The sequence below is a fragment of the Streptomyces sp. NBC_01506 genome, assembly GCF_045040295.1.
GTDB lineage: Bacteria > Actinomycetota > Actinomycetes > Streptomycetales > Streptomycetaceae > Streptomyces.
The window spans coordinates 1,321,433-1,341,584 of record NZ_CP109422.1 but is presented as its reverse complement, the minus strand read 5'-3'; the positions used below and the strand labels follow the sequence as shown (position 1 = coordinate 1,341,584).

Here is a 20,152-nt window from a genome sequence, read left to right as displayed (position 1 = left end):
CGCCGATCCGCCGCCCCCGACGACGAACCGGTTCTGGAAAGGAATCGACGATGGCGACTCGACATGTGTATCTGCTACGGCACGGAGCGGCGGACCCGTTCGGTGAACTGACCGATGTCGGGCGGCGGCAGTCCGAACTGGCCGGGCAGCGCCTGGCCGGCCTTCCGATCGACGTGGTGTGGCATTCGCCGCTGTCCAGGGCGGAGCGGTCCGCACGGATCGTCGGCGGCTACCTGCCCGGCGCCCCCGTACGGGAAGCGCCCGAACTGGTCGATCACGTACCGCACGTACCGGACGACCCGTCACCGGCGTGGGCGGGGTTCTTCGACGGGTACGGCGCGGCCCAGGCCGCGGAGGCGGACCGCCTCGCCGGCGCCCTGACCGACAGGTTCGCGCGCCCCGCCGAGACCGAGACCCATGAGGTCCTGGTCACCCATGCCTATCCGGTGGCCTGGCTTGTCCGGCACGCACTCGACGCGCCACCGGCGCGATGGCTCGGTCTGAACTGCGGGAACACGGCACTGACCGCGATCGAGTACCGCGACGGTACGGAGCCGACCGTGCTGCTCTACAACGACATGGGGCATCTGCCGGCCGAGCTGCGCTGGACGGGGTTCGGGGCCGGCGCGCGGCCATGAGGGAGGTCGGACAGGTGCGACAGGTGCGGACCGAGGGCGTCCCCGATCCGCACCCGTCGCGTTCAGCGCATGGTTACCGGCGGCCACCGCCCGTCAGTTTGCCCGGTGCGAGCGGTGGCGTCGGGCCGCCCGTGATCACGAAGCTCGATCCAGGTTGGGTGACGATGTGGCCGTCCGCCGAGTTGGTGATGGTCACGTTCGACAGTGCCGCGCTGCCGCGCGCGCCGCTCATGGCCAGGATCCCGGCGCCGTTGTTGGATTTGTCGATCTTGACGTTGTTGATGGCGACGCCCACGGTGCCGCCGCCCGTCTTGAACTGGATGCCGTCGTACGTGGAGTCGTAGATGTCGGTGTCCCTGATCGTGACGCCGGGGATGTCCCGGCTCTGCGCGAACAGGGTGATGGCACCGAACTCCTGGTCCTCGTTCCAGAAGGCGCCGCCCGTGCGGTGGAGCGCGTTGTTGGCGATCAGGGTCTGCCCGGTGAAGGGCAGCGGGTCATGGTCGGTCGCCAGCATGATGCCCGGGTAGTTGGCGGTGTCGGAGATGATGTTGTTCTCGATCTTGTTGCCGTAACCGCCGTACACCGCCACGCCGTTCGCGCGCCAGGGCAGTTGGATGGTGTTGTTGGTGAACGAGTTGTCGTGCGCGACGTCCACCGCCTGGTCCTTGACGTACTTGTTGGCCCAGACCGCCAGGGAGTCGTCGCCGGTGGTGCGGAACGAGGAGTTGAACACCTTTGAATTCCGCGTGCCGTTGGTGAAGTTGATCCCGTCGGCGTACGTGTTGCGGATCCGCATACCGGTGAACTCGAGGCCGTCGGCGGGGCCCCAGAGCGCCGGGATGTTGTCGTAGTCGCGGCCGACCCAGACACCCACGTTGGCGTGCTCGATCCATACGTTGGAGATCTTGGTGTTCTTGCCGAAGCGGCCGTTGAGGCCCACCCCGCCCTCGGCGTTGCCGTCACCGCCGCGGATCCGGCCGGAGCCGAAGATGGCGATGTCCGAGATCTTGGTGTTGTCGTCGATGTCGAAGCCGAAGTTGCCCTCGTGCGGGTGGTTGATCCCGCCCGCGTTCTGCGGCTCGGTCAGGGTGTAGAGCTGGGAGTGCCACATACCCGCGCCGCGGATGGTGACGTTCTTGATGCCGATCTGGTTGTACTGCCCCTGGTTCAACGGGTCGTCGGTCAGGATCTTCTTCTCCTGACGCCACTGGCCCGCCGGGATCCAGACACACTCGATGGTGCCGTTCTGGTCGGCGGTGACCGCCGACTGGATGGCGGTCGTGTCGTCGATCCCGTCGCCCGGTATCGCGCCGTAGTCCGTGATCGAGGTGCACTCGGCGGGCTTGGCCGCCGGAGCCGCCACCTGCTCGAGGTCGATCAGGTCGATGTAGTAGAAGGACGCGCTGTCACCGGCGTCGCGCTGGAGCTTGAACGTGGTGCCCGCCGGATAGGTCGTGGACAGCAGGGAGTTGGCCTCGTCGAACAGCCGCCGGGCGTCGGCCTGGGGCGTGTTGGTCAGGGCCTCGGGGCCGTCCGTGTCGCCGTACAGCCAACTGTGCTTCGAGGAGAGGTTGAGCTTCTTCACGAAGGTGTTGTTGGCGTACAGGCTGATCGTGGCCTCGGTGCCGCCGCCGTTCGGGGCGTCCGGGATCGAGTTGCGCACCACGATCGAGTTCGCGGGGTTGGTGGAGGTGAACTCCACGAACTGGCCTGTGCTGTTGAGGCGTACCGACTTACGGCCCGAGGACTCGGAGCCGAAGTTGGTGTGCCCGAAGGTGCGTACGGCGTCGGCCTCCACCAGGGTGCCGGTGTAACGGCCGGACTCGGCCTCGTACTCGACGTACGGGACCGCCGCCCCGCGCCCGACCACGATCGAGCGGGAGAACGCGTTGTTGGTCTCGTTCGTCTCCGTCACGACGTTGGTCGCGTCGGCGGTGGCCACGATGTTGGCGCCGCCGCTGGTGGCGGTCCAACTGCCGTTGACGCTCACGTTCGTCGTCGTGCCGGCCGCGATCGACGGGGTGTTGGTGTTGAGCGTCGTGCCGCCCACCGCCACCCGCGTGACCGTGGTGGCGCCGGTCGCGGCGGTGCCCCTGTTCCGCACCTCCACGCTGAACTGGACCGAGGACCCGACCGCCGGGTTCTGCGGGGTCGAACTGACACTCAGCACCTGGAGATCGGGGCCGGGCGCCTGTCCCACGACCAGTGAACCGGCCGCCGTGAAGCTGTTGTTGTCGTTGTCCTGCTCGACAATCGTGTCGGTCGGGTCGACCACCGCCGTCACCTTGTAAGTGCCCTCGGCGCGTTTGCCCGCGGCGACCTGGACGGTCTGTGAGGCACCCGCGGCGAGGGCGCCCACGGCCGCGCTGCCCGCGACCGTTCCGCCGATGCTGACGTTGACGGTCGTCGGGCCGGACGCGGCCGTGCCCACGTTGCGTACGGTCGCGCTCACGGTGGTCGCGTCGGTCTCCACCGGGGAGGTGGGGGACCACGAGAGCGCGCTGACGGTGAGGTCAGGGTTGGGCGCGGGCTTCCCGATGACCTGGAGCTCGGCGACCTGGCCGCCCTGCGCACCGGTGTTGGAGAAGATCTGGAGCTGTAGGTCGGCGACCCGGCCGGTGACCGGGATCCGTACCCAGTTCTGGTTCGTCGCCGGGTTGAAGCTGTAGTCCGCGCGCGCCTTCAGCGAGGTGAAGCCGGTCGCGCCCTGGGCGCGGCCGAGCACCTGGATGTTCTGGGTCCGGGTGCCCCACGCCGCGTCGGGGTTGAGCTTGACCACGACGGAGGTGATGTCGGCCTCGGCCCCGAGCTTGACCGTCAGGGTCGACGGGTGCCCGGTGGACTCCCAGTACGTGTTGAGCTTGTCGTCGTTGGCGTTGGCAGCGACGAACGTATGGATCGTGGACGACGCCTCGATCGGCTTGCCGCGCGCCAGATCGGTGCCGTCGTCACCGGGATCGGGGTCGCCCGGATCGCCGGCCGCGGGGCCGTAGATCCCGAACTCGGAGATCTGCGCAGCCGGCCATCCCGTGTTGCCGGTGATGTTCAGCCGTACGTAACGGACACCGGTGGAGGGGAAGTCGATGGTGACGGTGTTGGCCGAGGCCGGGGTGAACAGCCACCCCTGCGAGGCGGAGAGGGTGCTGTAGGTGTTCCCGTCGGTGCTGCCCTGGACGCTGAGGGCCTGGGTGCGGGTCTCCCAGGTGGTGGGGAGCTTGAGCACCACCTGATCGATGGCGACGTTCTCGCCGAGGTCGATGCGCAGCGTCTGCGGGAACGCGTTGTTCGGCCCTTCCCAGTACGACGCCTGGTTGCCGTCGGTGACGTTGGAGGCCGGATGGTTCCCCTCGGACCCGCTCGCCGACACGCTCTTGCCGATCGACTGGTTGGGGCGCTCGGCGGCCGTGGCCGAGAGGGGGGTGAGTCCGACGGCGATCAGTCCGGCCATGACGATGCCGGTGATCAGCCGCCAGCCGAGCCGCGTGGGTCCGACCCGGGTGGGGCCGACTCGGGTGGGCTGTGCGGGTCTGAGCTGCTTCCGTCTCATTTGGTCCTCTGTCCGGTTGGAACGAGGGTGCGGGGGAGGCGGTGCGATGAAGTTGCGAGATGAAGCTTAAGAATTTGAGTCACTTGCTTACTTTTTTGCGATTCACAGGTTGCAATCATGTCAACGGCTTGTCAACGGTTTTCGCAGAGGTAACAAGTCGGTGCGCTGTGGGTGACGGTCCGTCAGCCGGCCGGGGTCGCGGGACCCGGTGTGAGCGCCATGCGCTCCTGCTCCTCCGCGACGATCAGCCGCGCCAGCGACTGCTCCGAGATGTCGACCGCGTCGGGGGTCGACTCCGCGACCTCGCTGTGGCGCGCGTACGCGTCGAAGAGACGCTGCTTCGCGCCGAGCAGATGGAGTATGCGCTGGTCGACACTGTCGGCGGTCAGCAGCCGGTGGACCTGGACATGGCGCAACTGCCCCATGCGGTGGGCGCGGGCGATGGCCTGGCTCTCCAGTGTGGGCTTGACCTGCGGCTCGCACAGGATGACCACGGACGCGGCCTGCAAGTTGAGACCGGTGCCGCCCGACTGGATCTGGCTGAGCAGGACCGCGTGCCCGGACGCGTCGGCGAAGCCGTCCACCAACTCCTGCCGCCGGGCCGTCGGCAGTTGGCCGGTGAGCGGACCGAAGACGGTGGGGGAGTCCGTACCGGTGGGTGAGCCCGTACCGGTGGGCGGGCTCAGCGCCTCCTCCGCCGCCGTCAGCACATCGCGGAAGAAGGAGAAGACGACGACCTTCAGACCGTTCGACGCCGCCTCGGCGACGAGTTCACGCAGCCGCCTGAGCTTGGCCGACGTGGCGGGATCGGCGTACGCCGCACGGCGCATCGCCATGAAGTTCCCGGCCTCGACGGCCTGTCGGTAGGCGGCCCGCGCGGCCGGGCTGAACTCCTCCCACTCGTCCACCTGTTGCAGCTCGGGCAGCTCGGTGAGGACATCGCGCTGATTACGGCGCAGATACACCGGCGCGACAGCCTTACGGAAGCTCTCGGAGTCGATGGTCGCGTCGTGGTACTCGATGCCCGGCAGGAGCGCGGGCTTCAGATGGCGCACCAGGTTACGGAACTCGCCGACCCTGTTCTCCATCGGTGTCCCGGTCATGAACAGGACGTGATCCGCGCGCGCCGCCCAGCTCTTGACGGTCTTCGAGCGCCGGGTCTCGGGATTCTTGACGTAATGAGCCTCGTCCACGACGAGCATGCCGACTTTCATGCCGTCGGGCACGGCGAGGGCGGCGAGGACGTCGTACGTCGTGACCGCCACGTCCCCGTGCTGCGCCCAGCGCGCCAGCGCCACGGCACGGTCCTGGCCGTGCAGCCGGTACGCGCGCAGCGTGCTGCGGGACTCGATCTCCCGGATCCAGTTGATGACCACACTGGCCGGGCAGACCACCAGGAAGTGCGTCCGCCCTTCGGTCTTGAGATGCGCGAGCGCGGCGATGGCCTGGATGGTCTTGCCCAGACCCATCTCGTCGCCCAGGATCACCCGGCGCTGGGCCAGCGCGAACCTGGCCCCGAACGACTGATAGCCGCGCAGCGACACCCGCCGGTGGGTGTCGTCAAGGCGCTGCGCGCGGACGCGTTCGGAGATGTCGTCGGGCAGGAAACCCTCGGCGGCGGAGACATCCGGGGTGAGCGCGGAGAGTTCGGCGAGCAGCACCAGATGGTCGGCCGGACGGACCTGGAAGTCGAGCCACGCCTCGTCCGCCGGTGCGACGGGCCGCAGCAGATCCGTGGCCGCCTGCGCCAGGAGGAGCGGGACCTCGCGATCGGCGGCGTCGGTGAGGAACGCGTCCACCAACTGGGCGGCTTTTTGCGCCTGTTGGCGGCGCCGCTTGCCGGTGAGCAGCATGCGCAGCCGGTCGCCGGCCGGCCGGGCGGGCGGCAGCAGCGGGGTGAGTTCGGCGTCGATCCGCCTCGCGGCGGCCACGGCACGGGGGATGTCGGGACCGGCGATCACCATCCGGTTCAACGCGATGACGAGAGCCGTGGAGTTGGGGTCGGCGGTGTCGGCACCGTCCGCGTCGAGGCGGACGACGACATGCTCCTCCATCGCCTCCGCGAGGCGGCGCGCGGCGGCGATCGCCTGCCCGGCGCTCTGCGTGCCGATGCCGGGGACGTGGCACAGCTCGTACGTCGAGGCGTCGAGCACCTTGCTTACGTTGCTGTACCCGGCCTGCTCGAGCGCGCCGAGCCGGAGCCGGCCTTCGGTGACGTCGGCGAGCCGCGAGAGGGGGATGCCTTCCAGCTCCTGGCGGACCAGCGCGTCGCGCAGCGGCGCGATGGCCCTCACCACCCCGTTCCGTACGTCCGTGTGGTCGGCGATCACCCGGCGCGCGGCGGCGAGGAGGCTGTCGGCGCGGGTGAGCACGGCGCGTGCCCCACTGCCCACCGGCACCTGCACCGAAACCGGCAGCGGCGTCCGCTCACGCCCCGCCTCCGCCCCCGCCCCGTCGCTCATGACACCTCTCGTGGTCCACCACACCCGGTCGAACCACATGATTCCACGGGGGTACGACATCGCCGGGCGGCCGATTTCGGCGCGCCCGGCGATATCAGGTGCGGACCGGGTGGCGGACGTGACCACGCGGCCATGGACCGGCGTCGGCCGGCTCGTCTACCGTTGCGACCGCGCGTTGACGAGCGTGTCCCGACCGGCCGCTTCGAGCGGCACGAGGCTGCGGGGCACCGAGCGCAGTGCGTTGTACCAGACGGTCGCCATCTTGGCGTAGCCCCCGGCGTTGGGGTGGACGCCGTCGGCGAGGTCGGCGACCGTCAATGCCTTGTGCATGTCAACCAAGTGGACCTGTGGGCCTTTGCTGTTGACGATGCCGGGCAGCGCCGCGTTGAACGTCTTGACCCGGGCCTCCAGGTCGGGGCTGGATTCCGGGGTGATCGTCGCCACGAACAGCTCGATCCGCGGCTTCTGTTGGAGGATCCGGTCGATGAGGCCGGAGAGCCGGGCCGGGGCGTTCGCCAGGTCGTAGTTCTGGTTCACGTCGTTCGTGCCGATCTGGAGCATGATCGTGCGCGGATCGCTCGCGGCGAGCCAGCCGTCGATGTTCGAACGGAGCTGGTCGATACGCCATCCCGAGTGACCCTGGTGGTCGTGGTCGCCCAGCTCCGGCGGGCCGTTGAACTGCGAGCCGACGAAGTCGACGGTGTAACCACCGGTGGCGAGATGCTGCCAGAGATTGACGCGGTAGCCGCCGGGGATGTTGTGACCGTGGGTGATCGAGTCGCCGAGAGGCATGATCCGCACGCCGCCGTTGGACTCGGCGATCGCGGCCGGTGCCGCCGTCGCGGCGGTCTGGGTGAGCGTCATGAGCGCCGCCGTGACGGCGAACACCAGAAGGCTGAGGAGAGTTCGCGCACGGCGTGAGACGTTTCTTCGCAAGGCGGGTCCTTCCTACGGGCCGCCGTTGAATGGGGGGTGCGCGTGGTGCGTCCGACGGTGCGTCCGCGCGTGGAGGGAAGTGCGGGGGAGCGTGGCGGCCACTGTCGTGGATACCACCGGTCGATCCCTTCGGCGAGGGATTGAGCAACGGTGTTGACGAAATGGCGCGGTTCCGGCCCCCACCCGGCGTGATCAGTCCTCGAACAGCAGCCGGCGCAGGAAGTTGTTCATGAACTTTCCCGCCGGATCCAGCGAGCCTCGCAGCCCCAGGAAGTCCGTCATACGCGGGTAGCGGCCCCGCAGCTCTGCGGGCGTCGTCGTGAACACCTTGCCCCAGTGCGGCCGTGCGTCGAGACCGTCCAGCGCCGCCTCCAGGCGTCTGATCACCGGCACCACGGAGGCGGTGTCCTTGATCCAGGTGAAGTGCAGGGCGACCGTGTCCCGCCCCTCGGCCGGGCTCAGCCACAGCCCGTCGCCCGCCACGGTACGCACCTCGCACACCTGGAGCACCGGCGCCATCACGGTCCCGAGCGCGGCCACCGCCCGCAGTGCCTCGATCGCGTGGTGGCGCGGGAGAAGATACTCGGACTGGAGTTCCGATCCATGGCTGGGGGTGAACTCGGCCCGGAAATGCGGCAGTCGGGAGTGCCAGGGCCCCGGCACCCCGTGCTGCGCGGTGCAGTGCGTCGCGGGCATACCGGGCACGGGGTGCATGGCCTCGGTCGCGGGGGCGGCCCAGGGGAAGTCCGCTTCCGCACTCGCACCCGCACCCGGTTCCGGCAGGTGGGACGCGGGGCCGGCCAGTCGCTTCAGCCAGACCTGACCGAAGCGCGGGGCGCTCCAGTCGGTGAACAGGCTCACGCTGTACGCCGCCGAGGTGATCGCGTCGAAGTGCTCCTCCAACACGGGCAGCGGCAGCCCGGTACGCACGAACTGCCGGATCTCGAAGGCCGGAACCAGGTCCAGGGTGAGCGACGTGACCACTCCCAGAGCGCCGAGCGCCACCACACAACCGGCGAAGCGCTCGCCGTCCTTCTCCCGGTCCAGCGTCAGCGTGTCGCCGTCCGCGGTGACCAGTTCCACCGTCCGTACGGCGGTCGCGAGCGACCCGGCACGGTCCCCGGAGCCGTGCGTACCGGTGGCCACCGAGCCCGCGACCGAGATATGCGGCAGGGACGCCATGTTGTGCAGGGCGAGCCCCTGGGCGTGCACGGCCTGGGCGAGTTCCGCGTACCGTACGCCGCCCCCGACCCGGACCGTACCGGCGGCCGTGTCGACATCCACCGTCCGGGGCAGCTCGGCGAGCGAGACGAGGGTGCCGTCGGTGTCGGCGATGCGGTTGAACGAGTGCCCGCTGCCCAGCGCCCGTACGCGGGGGCTGCCCGCGACGATCGCGCGCAGCGCGTCGAGCGTGGCCGGCCGGTGCACCCGGTCGGCCGAGAAGACGATGTTCCCGGCCCAGTTGGACCCCGCGCCGTCAGCCACTGCCCCGTCGGCCACTGCCTCCGTCAACTGTCCGCCCTCTTCCGATCCTCTTGCGATCCGCTCGCGTCGCCGCCGTGGCCGGGCGCGACCACGCGCGCGCTCCGGGCTTGGAGTATGCGCCGATGGTGTGATGATCTTCAACAGTTCTCGGTCCGCCGCGCCGCACCGTCCCAGCTCACTGCCTGCTGACCGCGCGCGTCACATCGGCGACAATCGTCGTGGCCAGGATCCAGCCGCTGATGATCAGGAGTTCGACAGCCCCTGATGCCAGCCGCCCTGAGGCGTGAAGGCCCGCTCCTGGCCGAAGTCGATGACCGGCAGCAGCAGATCGAGGCTGTCGTCGGCCGTACGGAAGTCCACGCCCTCACCCGTCGGGAACGCGTCCCACACGCGCCGTTCGGCCGGTGTCAGCGTGTTGATCTCCATTGCCGCGACTCTCGCTCGGCGGGGTTCAGGTGTCAACAGGCTCTCGAATCACGTGAGCTGACGCCGCACCAGTTCACGCAACCGGCCGCCCCCGTCCGCCAACAGGGCGGCGGGCGGGCCCTGTTCGACGATCCGGCCCGCGTCCATGACCAGCACCCGGTCCGCGTCGAGCACCGTGGACAGCCGGTGGGCGATCACCAGTCGGCCCGCGTTCAGCTTGCGGGTGCTCTCCATCACCACGCGCTGCGTCTCGTTGTCCAGTGCGCTGGTGGCCTCGTCCAGGAAGAGCAGTCGCGGGCGGCGGACCAGCGCCTGGGCGATCATCAGCCGCTGACGCTGGCCGCCGGAGATGGCGCCGCCGCCGGCGATCATGGTGTGCAGGCCCATCGGCATCCGTTTGATGTCCGCCGCCAGCCCCGCCATCGCGACGGCCTCCCACACCTCCTCCTGCGAGAACGTCTCGGCGCCGCAGACGCAGTCCCAGATGGAGCCGGTGAGCGGCTGCGCGTTCTGCAGGACGACACCGCACTGGCGGCGTACGGCCGCGCGGTCCAGCGCGGCCAGGTCCTGGCCGTCGTACAGCACGCTTCCGGTGACGGGCCGGTCGAAGCCGATCAGCAGTCGCAGCAGCGTCGACTTGCCGCAGCCGCTCGGGCCGACGACGGCCACGAACTCGCCCGGCTCCATCCATAGCGACACGTCGTCAAGCACCAGCGGGCCGTCGTCGGTGTAGCGGAAGGACAGCTTGCGTGCCTCGATCGCACCGGTCAGCACGCCGGGCCCGGCGCCCGTGTCGCCGACCTCGGGCGCGGCGTCCAGGACCGGCCTGATCTGCTCGAACAGGGGCAGCGCGGCGGCCACCGACACGAGCGCGCCGGTCAGTTGGGTGACGGAGGCCAGCAGCATGGTCACGGCGGTGTTGAAGGTCAGGAACTCGCCCGCCGACATCGTGCCGCGCGCCGGCCCGGCCAGCAGCATGAACATCACCAGGGAGCAGAAGGGCAGATAGACCGCGTCGAGGACCGTCGTCAGATTCTTGATCCGGCCCGCCCGCTGCTGGAGTTCACGCGAGCGCGCGAAGCCGCGCGCCCACGCCGCGTACGCGAAGCCCTCGGCCGCGGCGACCCGCAGCTTCGGGAGCCCGCGCAGGGTCTGGAACGCCTGGTTGTTGAGCTTGTTGCCGATCTCGACCAACTGCCGCTGCCAGCGCAGTTGCCACAGCCCAAGCGCGAGGAACACGGCCGCGATGACGGCCAGCATCCCGATCGCCGCCAGCGCGAGCGGCACGCTGTGGACGAGCAGCAGGACGAGACTCGTCGCGCCGACCGCGGCCGACTGCACGAGCACCGGGCCGATGCCCGACATCACCCGGCGGATGGCGCTGACGCCCAGCGCCGCGCTCGCCAGCTCACCGGTGGAACGCTCGGCGAAGAACTTCGTCGGCAGTCTCAACAGCCGGTCCCACACGGCGGGTTGGAGCGTGCTCTCGATACGGCCCTCCATCCGCAGGATGGTCAGGCTCTGCGTCAGCATGAAGGAGGCCGAGACGATGCCGGTGATCATGACGGCGAGCGACACCTGCACGATGAGATCCGTCCGGGCGCTCGGTACGTAGTCGCCGAGCACCCGCCCGGTCGCGATCGGCACCAGCGCCCCGAGACCCACGACGGCGAGAGTGGTCAGCGCCAGAGCGCGCAGATCGGTCCCGTTGCCGCGCAGCCCGAAGCGAAGCAACCGCCAAGGCGTCAGGGGCACTTCGGGCAGCGGGCGGTAGAACATCACGGCGCGCGGCTCGAAGTCGCCGGCGTTGTGCCCGCCCACGCGCAGCCGCGCCCCGGTGGCCGGGTTGACCGCCTCGTACCGGCCGCGCCGCCACAGCAGCGCCACCGGGGCGCCGGACCTGGCCCGACGGCCCACCAGCGGCCCGGAGTCGGTCCGCCACCACGGGCCGTCGAGCCGGACGGCGCGGGTGCGGACCCGCGAGGCGATCGCGATCCGTTCGACCGGGTCGACGCGGTCGTCGAGCGGGCCGCCCGCGCCCCGCGAGTGGTCGCGGAGCGCGATGCCGCAGGCCGCCGCGACCAGGCGGCAGACCGCGAAGGTCGCGTCGCGGGCGGCGTCGTCGTCCGTGGCGGTGTCGGCCGTGCGGCCGGCGCCGGTATCGGCACCGGGGCTGCCGATGGACGCCACCAGCGCCTCGTCCGCCCGCGCCCGGACCACCTCCCCGGCCTTGATCCCGGCGGCCGTCCGGTCCTCGTGCGCGCGCTCCTGCCGCTCGATCCAGTGGTCGACGGCCGACAGCAGCCGGTGCTGCTGATTGACCATCCGCTGCCACATCGCCCCGTCGACCAGCAGGTCGCCCGCCGCGTCCGCGCCGTACGAGGCGCCGTACCGCACGCTGCCCGGGGACACCGGCATCCACAGCACGTCGTCGTCGGACACGGCGCCTTCGGTGGGCGGGCGGGTGTCGAGCGGGGTCTGGAAAAGCGCGCCGAGGCCGCGGGCGGCGCCGAGGGCGAAGGCGTGCTCCAGCGGCGTCGGGACCGGAGGAGCGTACGGATCGGTGTGCGGATCCGAGTACGGATCGGTGTACGGCTCCGCGTAGGCGTCGTCGTACGCGGGCCCAGGCGCGTACAGCTCCCGCAACGCGATCCGCCGCAGCGCGCAGTCCTGCGACGGCCTGCTCAGCAAGGTGTGCCGGGGGCCGTCCACCGGGCCGAGGAGCAGCGTCCCCACCTCGAGGCGGCCCAGGAAATGCCACTGACCCCGCTGCTCCGCGTCGACGGCGAACAGGTCGAGTGTGCCCGCGACGACGAGCCACAGCACCTGTGGGCCCTCCAGCGGCACATTGCGCAGACCGGCGCAGTCGACGGGTGTGCCCAGCGCGCCGAGGGCGTGGATCACCGGGTCGACGCCTCTCGTGCCCGGTTCCGGTTCCGGTCCCGCCGTCGTGGACGTCACGTCAGTACTCCTTGACCAGTCGGGCGTACGGCCCTCCGGCGGCGACCAGCTCCTCGTGCCTGCCCCGCTCCACGACCGCGCCGTGGTCGAGCACCACGATCTCGTCGCTGTCGCGCACCGTGCTCAGCCGATGGGCGATCACCACGCACGCGCAGCCGCGCCGCCGCAGATTGTCGATGATCAGACGCTCCGTCTCGGCGTCCAGCGCACTCGTCACCTCGTCGAGGACCAGGATGCTCGGCCCTCTCACCAACGCGCGGGCTATCTCCAGCCGTTGGCGCTGACCACCGGAGAAGTTACGGCCGTCCTGCTCGACCCTGGCGCGAATGCCCTCGGGGCGGCGCGCGATCACGTCGTACAGCGCGGCGTCCCTGAGGGCGGTGACGACGGCGTCGTCCGGTATCGACGGGTCCCACAGCGCGACGTTGTCCCGGACGGTGCCCTCGAAGAGGAAGACGTCCTGGTCCACGAAGGACACCGAGGAGGCGAGCGCGCCGCGCGAGATGTCCTCCAGACGCTGCCCGTCGATGCGGATCGTTCCCTCCCACGGGCGGTAGAGGCCCGAAACAAGCCTGGACACCGTGGACTTGCCGCTACCGGAACCACCGACCAGCGCCACCTGCTGCCCCGGCCCCACCGTCAGCGAGAAGCCGTCGAGCAGTGGCGCGTCCAGCGGGCTGTACCCGAACACGACGCTCTCCAGCTCCACATGGCCCGTCAGCCGGCGGGTGCTCGCGTCCGGGCGCTGGCGTGAGTAGAGCGGATCGACGGGGAAACTCTCGACGTCCTTGAGCCGGGCCACGTCCGCGGCGAAGTCCTGGATCCGGCCCGCCACCCCGTTCAGCCGGGTGATCGGTGCGGTGAACCGCACCACCAGCGCCTGGAACGCGACCAGCAGACCGATCGAGACGGCCCCCTCCACCGCCCGCAGCCCGCCGATCAGCAGGATCAGCGCGCTGTTGAGCGTGGCGAGCGTGGGCGCGACCACGGCCAGCGCCGCGCTGGGCACACCGAGCTTCTGCTGCTCCTCCAGCGTCGTCGCGTGCTGCCCGGCCCACCGGCGGAAGTACCCGTCCTCACCGCCGGTCGCCTTCATCGTCTCGATCAACTGAAGCCCGGTGTAGGAGGTGTTGGTCAACCGCGCGCTGTCCGCCCGCAGTTTGCGCGTACCGGTGGCGCGCAGATGGATCACGATCCGCATCGCGACCACGTTGAGCAGCGCCATCAGCACGCCGACGACGGTCAGTTGGGGGTCGTAGGACCACAGCAGCGCGGCGTACAGGATCACCACGACCCCGTCCACCCCGGCCGCCGCCAGGTCCCGCGCCAGCGTCTCGGCCACCGCGTCGTTGGACTGGAGGCGCTGGACGAGATCGGCCGGACCGCGCTGGGCGAAGAACGCGACCGGCAGCCGCAGCAGATGCCGCATGAACCGGGCGCCGCTCAGCGTGGACGAGATGACGCGCCCGCGCAGCAGGTTCGCCTGTTGGAGCCCGGTCAGTACGGCGGTGAGCACCACCATCGTCGCCATCGACGCGAACAGCGGTGCCAGTAACGAGGTCTGACCGCCGATCAGGAACATGTCGATGTACGTACGGCTCAGCGCGGGCACCGCGGCGCCCACCGCCACCAGCAGCAGGCTGGCGAGCAGCGCGGTCAGCAGGGTGGCGGCCGTGCCGCGCATCCGCGCGGGCATGGCGCTCATGATTCCGGGCTTACGGCCGCCCCGGCGGAAGGCGGCGGTGGGCTCGAAGACGAGGACGACGCCCGTGAAGCTGGTGTCGAAGTCCGCCATCGCGACGAAACGGCGGCCCTTGTCGGGGTCGTTGATGTGTACGCCCCGGCCGCCGGGCCGGCGGCCCATACCGTCGTAGACCACGTAGTGGTTGAACTCCCAGAACAGGATCGCGGGCGCCCGCACCTCGGCGAGGGCTTCGGTCTCCATCTGCATGCCTTTGGCCGTCAGGCCGTAACTCCGCGCCGCCTTCAGGAGGTTGGAGGCACGTGAACCGTCGCGTGACACACCGCACGCGATGCGCAGCTCCTCCAGGGGGACATGGCGGCCGTGGTGGGCGAGGACCATGGCGAGGGAGGCCGCGCCGCATTCCAGGGCCTCCATCTGGAGGACGGTGGGGGTGCGCACTGCCCTGGGCCGGGGCGTCGTGGCGGCGGGCCGGTGCCTGCCGCGCCCGGCGGCCGGGAGTTGCTGGTGCTTCCCCGGAGCCGGCGGAAGCTGGTGCCGGCGCGGGCTCATGGGAGCAGCCAATCGATCGGGTGCTGTTCGGCCAGTCGGACGGAGCCGGTGGCCAGGGTCATGGACTCGACGGCATACGGCGGCCCGTCCGGCGACGACCAGTCGTAACCGGACCTGGTGGCTGACGACACGTCAAGTCGTACCAGTACGGCGACGGGTGGGCCCTCGCGGGAGAACTGCTCGCCCAACTGCGTACTGCCGAGGAACCCCGCGATGCGCCTGCTGGTCTCGGCGACCCGGCCCACGGCTTCGACGCGGCCGCGCAGCACGCCGTAGCGCTGCTTGGGCACCGACTGGACGGTGACGTCCACGGCGGCGCCCACGGGTATGGCCGCCCCGCTCTCGGCGGGGGCGTACAGCAGCACGCTCAGCGGGTCGTCGGCCTTCTCGACCCGTTCGACCGCCGCGACATCGGCCCCGGTGCTGATCACGGAACCGGCGGCGGCCACCAGGGTCGTCACCCGGCCGGCGCCGACGGTACGGACGACCGTGTCGCCCTCGGCCGTACGGACCTTGACGAGGGGGGAGTTGGCGGGCATCCGCTCGCCCTCCTCGGCGAGCACGTCCGTGACCTGTCCGGCCACCGGGCTCTGGAGGACGTAACTGCCTTGCGCGTGGGTGAGGATGCCGGGGGCGTCGAGCGTGGACGAGACGGTGCCGGTCACCGCCCAGATCGCCGCGGCGACCATGGCGACGACGGTGACGGCCAGGACGAGACAGCCCTGGGGCCGGGCGAGGCGTACCGGGAGGTCGATCTCCTCGGGCGACTGGAGCTTGGAAAGGGCCTGTTGACGGAACTGCACGACGCGCTTTCCTCATCCATCGCTCGGTGTTTCCGGCGCGCCCGGTGTCTGTCACGACCCGCACGCCACGACCACCGCCGCGCCGGCCGTATGCCCGGGACCCGGGGCACACGGCCGACGCGACGGAGTTGGGGTCTTGACTCAGAGGGTGGAGACCAGGCCCGTGGCGAGACCGGTCACGCCCGACGTGTCGACGCCGGTGGCACCCTCGACGGTGCCGATGACGCCGCCGACCGTGCCGGAGACGGGGACGACGGAGTCAACAGTGCCCGTGACGGTGCCGACGAGACCGCCGACGAGACCACCCGACACGTTGTCGAGGTCGCTGTCGGAGATTTCCTGGGTCTCAACCTGGGGAGAGCGGTTCATGATGTGAGATTCCCTTCGCATGGCTATTTCGCAATGGCCACGACCGGCCGCGCCGTACTGGCGCACCGGCCGTCGCAGCGGCAGTCGGGGCGCTCGTTCGGATTTTCGAGTATCAGGATTCGCAAATCCGCCGAATGGCGCCGGGGTGACTTCCCGCGGTGCGGAGGATCAAAGCACGCGGGCCGGTCGAGCAGCCACTCGAACGCCCGACATCCGGGCCGTTCCGTGGTGTTGGAGCACGCCGAAGTGCCGGTCCTTCCATTGCTTGGTGGCATCTTCTTCACGCGATCGACCCCCCGGAAGCGGACATTCCCCTACCAAGTCCCGACGAGCGGGCCGGCGTAGGTACGGACCTGGGGGCGAACGGTGTCCGACTGCGTATTCGGTGTGCAGATTCTTCGAAGGAGGCAACCACCCGAAAGTCCGTTGCCTGCGGCACCGATTGCCTCGTCACGGTATTTCCGGGGAAACGGCGCGGCTTCCAGGAGAAGGCAACATAAACGCATAACGGCGTTGCGCCGGACGCGGGGGAAATGCCCGCCTTCCGGCCGGTCACCGACCGGTTGGGCGCCGTCGGCGCCGTTTGTCGCCCGGCGCGCGGGATCGCCGCATCTGTCGGCCTTCGGCTGCCGGGCCGTGCGCCGGCCGGTCGCGGCCCCGCTCCCGACCGTCGCCGGCCGGCGGCCGATGGATCCAGGAAAAGCGGAGACAACCGAAAAGTGGCTGCCCGGGATTCGGAAAAGATCTGTGTACTCTCGCTGCCGGAGGTGAGGACACATGATCCTCGAATATATTCGCTATCGAATTCCCGAGAGCGGTGCGGCCGAATTCGAAGCCGCCTACGCCCGCGCGGCCGGACCGCTGGGCCGCTCACCCTTCTGCCACGACTTCGAGCTGTCCCGCTGCGTCGAGGAGCCCGACCACTACATCCTGCGGATCCACTGGGAGTCGCTGGACAAGCACATGAAGGACTTCCGGTCCAGCGACGAATTCCGCGCCTTCTTCGCCGAGATCCGGCCCTACCTCGATGCCGTCGAGGAGATGCGCCACTACACCCCGACCGATGTGGTGGGAATCGGCGCCGGCACGCCGCAGCCGCCGACCCTCTACGAGTGGGCCGGGGGCGGCGAGGCATTCGAGCGTCTTTTCAGCCGCTTCTACGAAATCGTCGCGACCGACGCATTGATCGGTCCGATGTTCGCGGGCATGAAGGCGGAACATCCGCACCATGTGGCGCTCTGGGTCGGCGAGGTGTTCGGCGGCCCCGCCGAGTACACGGCCCACCACGGCGGTTACGCGAACATGCTCGCCCACCACATCGGCAAAGCCATCACCCCCGCACAGCGCCGACGCTGGGTGAACCTCCTCGCCGACGCGGCGGACGACGTCGGCCTCCCCGACGACCCGGAGTTCCGTGCGGCCTTCATGAGCTACCTGGAATGGGGCACCCGTATCGCCCTGGAGAACTCCCGCCCGGACGCGACCCCGGTACCCCGCGCCCCGGTCCCGCGCTGGGGCTGGGGAGTGGCGCCGCCGTATCAGCCCTAGGCCGTGCCTTCGAAGTCCCGCCTGGCCCGCGACGCCTGGACGGCACCTCTCCCCCGTAGCCCCCGAGGGGGGCACGGGAGGTGCCCCCTGCGTTGTCTTCAGTCGGCCAAGTACGTCCAGTACGAGCCCGATCCTCCGCCTTGCGATGCGCCGCACCAACGAGACATCAGCCGCTCCGCGGCGGGCGCGGGCCCCGCCCCCACGGGCGGACGGCGCTACTTCGAAGACACGGCCCGGAGAGCCCCGCCGGGCTCCGGTCATCTCCGCCCTCGACCCGCTCGGCGCGCGGTAACCTGCCGCGATGACCGGCCCCGGCCCCGGCCCCGACCCCGCCCTCGACACCGTCACCGGTGCACGCCAGACCCTCACCGTCGTCCTCCCGGTCACGCTGCGCCGCGCACCCGACGCCGCCTCCGGCTGGGCCCAAGGCCCGTACCCCTTCGAGGGCGGCAGCCGCCGCACCGACACCGCCACCCGGTCCGGATACTTCGCACCGGCCTCCGCCCGCGTCCTCTACGGCACACCCGACCGCCCCTGCCGCTGGCACCGGCCCCTCGCGGTCACCCACGACGGCCTGCGCCTCGCCGGCCTGGAGATCCTGCGCACCGCGACCGCCCGTAACGCCCAACACGCCCTCGCCGTACTGCACTTCGCCGTCGAAACGCCGCTGCTCCCGGTCCTGCGGGCCATCGGCCACCGCCCCAACGCCGGACCCGAACCGCTCAACGGCCCCCTCGACCCCACGGCCCTTCTCGGCGGGGTCGCCGAAGTACGCGACGCGGCAGGCACGTTCGCCATCGCCCGCCCGTACACCGTCGCGTTCATGACCCCCGAGGCCCACCACACACCGGCGCTGCGCCCGGACCCCGAATCCATGCTGCCGCCCACGGCCGACCGCTGGCTGTGGCAGCTCGCCTCCCGTTCGGCGCCGGGGGACTTCCCCGTGGCCCCCGAGAGCGCCCCGAACCACGACACCTCCACCGTGCGGATATCCGCCGACTGGAGCGCCCTGGTGCTGCGGCACGGCGCCGCCTTCCTCGGACACCGCGCGGACACCGGGGACGGTGACTTCTACGACTTCGGCGCCCTGCACGCCCGCACCGTCTACCTCGACGCGCTGCTTCTCGGCTCGCTCCAGCGCGACCACATCGACGAACTCACCGAAGAACTCTCCGAGGTCTTCGACTCCGACCGTCTCACCCGCAGGGTGACCGCGCTGGAGAAGAACATCGCCCGCTTCCGCAGCACCTACTGGCGCCAGCACCTCACCGCCCACGGCCCCGCCAACGGTCTGCTGCGCGCCTTCCAGCACCAGCACCGCCTCCCCGAGCGATTCGCGGAAATCCTGGCGGAGGCCGCCGACTACAGCCGGCTGGTGCAGACCCTGGAGAGCCAGCAGATCAGCGGCGCGCTGGGCGTCCTCACCATCCTCGGACTCCCGCTCGGCACGGCGCTCGGCGTCCTCCAGGTCCTCGGCGACGAATCGGCCTCCCACCTGCTGCTCGCCCTCGCCCTGTCGATCGCCGCGACGGCCGCGGCGCTCACCACCCGCTACGGCCGCCTGGTCCTGTCCTCCCTCCGTGGCGGCGGGACGACGGACCGCGACACCCCCTAACCCCGGGCGAACCGTCGCGCCAGCGCGCGGAACGACTCCTTCTGTTCCCACGCAGCGCCGGCGACCGCCTTCAGCAGGCCGAAGCTCCCCATGTCCAAGTCCCGTGCCGGATCAGGGAAGTACGGCTTCGACGCGGCGAACTCGTAGACGTACGCGCCGTGGACGCCGTGGGACTCGTACAGGTCGAGCAGGTCCGTCAGGTAGTCCGCCTGTTCCTGCTCCGCGCGGACATAGGGGCCGCTCAGGACCGGAGGATCCGCCGACCAGTCGATGATGTCGAAGCCCGTGGGGCCGGCCGCCGCCGCGCCCTCGAAGGTGCAGCAGCCGAACTCGGTGATCAGCAGCGGCTTTCCGTGGTCCAGATGGGCGCGCAGGCCGTCCGTGTAGTGCTCGGTGTTGTACGCCATCCGGTAGTAGTTCTGCCCGACGAAGTCGAAGCCCGACCAGTCCACCCGCTCCCACAGCGCGCCGCCGTACGTCAGCCGGCCGCCGAAGCGCGCGCGGGCCACCTCGACCGCGCGGGAGAGGAGCGCGTTCAGTCTCTCGCTGAACTCCGGTATGCGCGGCCACCATCGCGGGTCCGTCAGCTTGGCCGAGCGCTCGCCGAAGGTGTCGCCGGGGATGAGGCCCGAGCCGAAGATCGTCAGCTCGCAGCCGACGTTGAGGTCCACGGCCCCGTGCCGCCGCCGCAGTCCCTCCGCCGCCTCGGCCGTCGCCGCCAGATGCGCCAGCACCGCCTCCGCGTCGCCCTCGATGAGCCGGGGCTGCAACCAGACATGCAGTCCGGCCTCGGCGGCGAAGCCCGCGTACGCCGTCAGCCGGTCGATGTCCGTGCCGAGCAACGTGACCGAGTTCGCGTTCAACTCGCCGCGGATGAGCGCCATGTGCTGCCGTACCACAGCGTCGGGCCAGGGCGCTGGGGCCGAGCCCCGGCCCGAATAGTCCGTTCCCGTGTTGTAGTTGACGCCCTTCCAGACCAACGGCGCCGCGCGCTCGGTGAGTTCTTCTCCCATGGTGTGACCATAGAGACACCAGCCGCGTACACCCGTTAATCAGCACCGGCCGAATTCGAGCGGATCCACGCGGATCCCTGCCCATCCGTAGG

Annotated in this window: 12 protein-coding genes and 1 pseudogene; 3 read left to right on the top strand and 10 right to left on the bottom strand. The window is 70.3% G+C overall.

The genetic code is table 11. From position 1 onward, the window contains the following. Window positions 1-50: 50 nt before the first annotated feature. Complete coding sequence (locus OG329_RS05435; RefSeq protein WP_405793174.1) at window positions 51-638, top strand: histidine phosphatase family protein; 588 nt, start codon at window positions 51-53, stop codon at window positions 636-638. A 73-nt stretch (window positions 639-711) separates the two neighbouring features. On the opposite strand, the gene OG329_RS05430 is transcribed toward OG329_RS05435, so the two are convergent. The 9 genes and pseudogenes from OG329_RS05430 to OG329_RS05390 form a co-directional block, all read right to left on the bottom strand. Continuing rightward, window positions 712-4,089: a CARDB domain-containing protein gene (locus OG329_RS05430; RefSeq protein WP_405801660.1), complete on the bottom strand. Its 3,378-nt coding sequence runs from the start codon at window positions 4,087-4,089 to the stop codon at window positions 712-714. Window positions 4,090-4,370: 281 nt separating this feature from the next. Next, window positions 4,371-6,650: a DEAD/DEAH box helicase gene (locus OG329_RS05425; RefSeq protein ID WP_405793173.1), complete on the bottom strand. Its 2,280-nt coding sequence runs from the start codon at window positions 6,648-6,650 to the stop codon at window positions 4,371-4,373. Window positions 6,651-6,806: 156 nt separating this feature from the next. Further along, window positions 6,807-7,514, bottom strand: coding sequence for an SGNH/GDSL hydrolase family protein (locus OG329_RS05420; protein WP_405793172.1), 708 nt, complete (start codon window positions 7,512-7,514; stop codon window positions 6,807-6,809). Window positions 7,515-7,778: 264 nt separating this feature from the next. Continuing rightward, window positions 7,779-9,086 (bottom strand): FAD-binding protein, encoded by a 1,308-nt coding sequence (locus OG329_RS05415; RefSeq protein WP_405793171.1) that lies wholly within the window; start codon window positions 9,084-9,086, stop codon window positions 7,779-7,781. A 160-nt stretch (window positions 9,087-9,246) separates the two neighbouring features. Continuing rightward, window positions 9,247-9,407: pseudogene (locus OG329_RS05410) on the bottom strand (membrane-associated oxidoreductase); the annotation flags it as partial. Between the two features lie 138 nt (window positions 9,408-9,545). Then, a complete protein-coding gene (locus OG329_RS05405; RefSeq protein WP_405793170.1) occupies window positions 9,546-12,458 on the bottom strand; it encodes an NHLP bacteriocin export ABC transporter permease/ATPase subunit in 2,913 nt (970 codons plus the stop codon). A 1-nt stretch (window position 12,459) separates the two neighbouring features. Then, a complete protein-coding gene (locus tag OG329_RS05400; RefSeq protein WP_405793169.1) occupies window positions 12,460-14,712 on the bottom strand; it encodes an NHLP family bacteriocin export ABC transporter peptidase/permease/ATPase subunit in 2,253 nt (750 codons plus the stop codon). Then, complete coding sequence (locus OG329_RS05395) at window positions 14,709-15,515, bottom strand: hypothetical protein (protein ID WP_405793168.1); 807 nt, start codon at window positions 15,513-15,515, stop codon at window positions 14,709-14,711. The genes OG329_RS05400 and OG329_RS05395 overlap by 4 nt, the downstream gene beginning before the upstream one ends. 141 nt (window positions 15,516-15,656) lie before the next feature. After that, window positions 15,657-15,884: a type A2 lantipeptide gene (locus tag OG329_RS05390; protein WP_405793167.1), complete on the bottom strand. Its 228-nt coding sequence runs from the start codon at window positions 15,882-15,884 to the stop codon at window positions 15,657-15,659. A gap of 777 nt (window positions 15,885-16,661) precedes the next feature. On the opposite strand from OG329_RS05390, the gene OG329_RS05385 reads away from it, so the two are divergent. Both OG329_RS05385 and OG329_RS05380 read left to right on the top strand, forming a co-directional pair. Then, entirely contained in the window at window positions 16,662-17,432 is a 771-nt protein-coding gene (locus tag OG329_RS05385) for an antibiotic biosynthesis monooxygenase (RefSeq protein WP_405793166.1), read from the top strand. Between the two features lie 301 nt (window positions 17,433-17,733). Beyond that, entirely contained in the window at window positions 17,734-19,047 is a 1,314-nt protein-coding gene (locus OG329_RS05380; protein WP_405793165.1) for a hypothetical protein, read from the top strand. Here OG329_RS05380 and OG329_RS05375 read toward each other — a convergent pair. Then, window positions 19,044-20,060, bottom strand: coding sequence for an abortive infection protein (locus OG329_RS05375; protein WP_405793164.1), 1,017 nt, complete (start codon window positions 20,058-20,060; stop codon window positions 19,044-19,046). The two genes, OG329_RS05380 and OG329_RS05375, sit on opposite strands and share 4 nt — an antisense overlap. Window positions 20,061-20,152: the final 92 nt, after the last annotated feature.

Excerpts from the sequence above, each read along its gene's own strand:
- OG329_RS05390 (WP_405793167.1), bottom strand. The coding sequence starts at position 15,884 with ATGAACCGCTCTCCCCAGGTTGAGACCCAGGAAATCTCCGACAGCGAC.
- OG329_RS05380 (WP_405793165.1), top strand. The coding sequence starts at position 17,734 with ATGACCGGCCCCGGCCCCGGCCCCGACCCCGCCCTCGACACCGTCACC.
- OG329_RS05375 (WP_405793164.1), bottom strand. The coding sequence starts at position 20,060 with ATGGGAGAAGAACTCACCGAGCGCGCGGCGCCGTTGGTCTGGAAGGGC.
- OG329_RS05435 (WP_405793174.1), top strand. The coding sequence starts at position 51 with ATGGCGACTCGACATGTGTATCTGCTACGGCACGGAGCGGCGGACCCG.
- OG329_RS05400 (WP_405793169.1), bottom strand. The coding sequence starts at position 14,712 with ATGAGCCCGCGCCGGCACCAGCTTCCGCCGGCTCCGGGGAAGCACCAG.
- OG329_RS05430 (WP_405801660.1), bottom strand. The coding sequence starts at position 4,089 with ATGGCCGGACTGATCGCCGTCGGACTCACCCCCCTCTCGGCCACGGCC.
- OG329_RS05420 (WP_405793172.1), bottom strand. The coding sequence starts at position 7,514 with ATGACGCTCACCCAGACCGCCGCGACGGCGGCACCGGCCGCGATCGCC.
- OG329_RS05425 (WP_405793173.1), bottom strand. The coding sequence starts at position 6,650 with ATGAGCGACGGGGCGGGGGCGGAGGCGGGGCGTGAGCGGACGCCGCTG.
- OG329_RS05385 (WP_405793166.1), top strand. The coding sequence starts at position 16,662 with ATGATCCTCGAATATATTCGCTATCGAATTCCCGAGAGCGGTGCGGCC.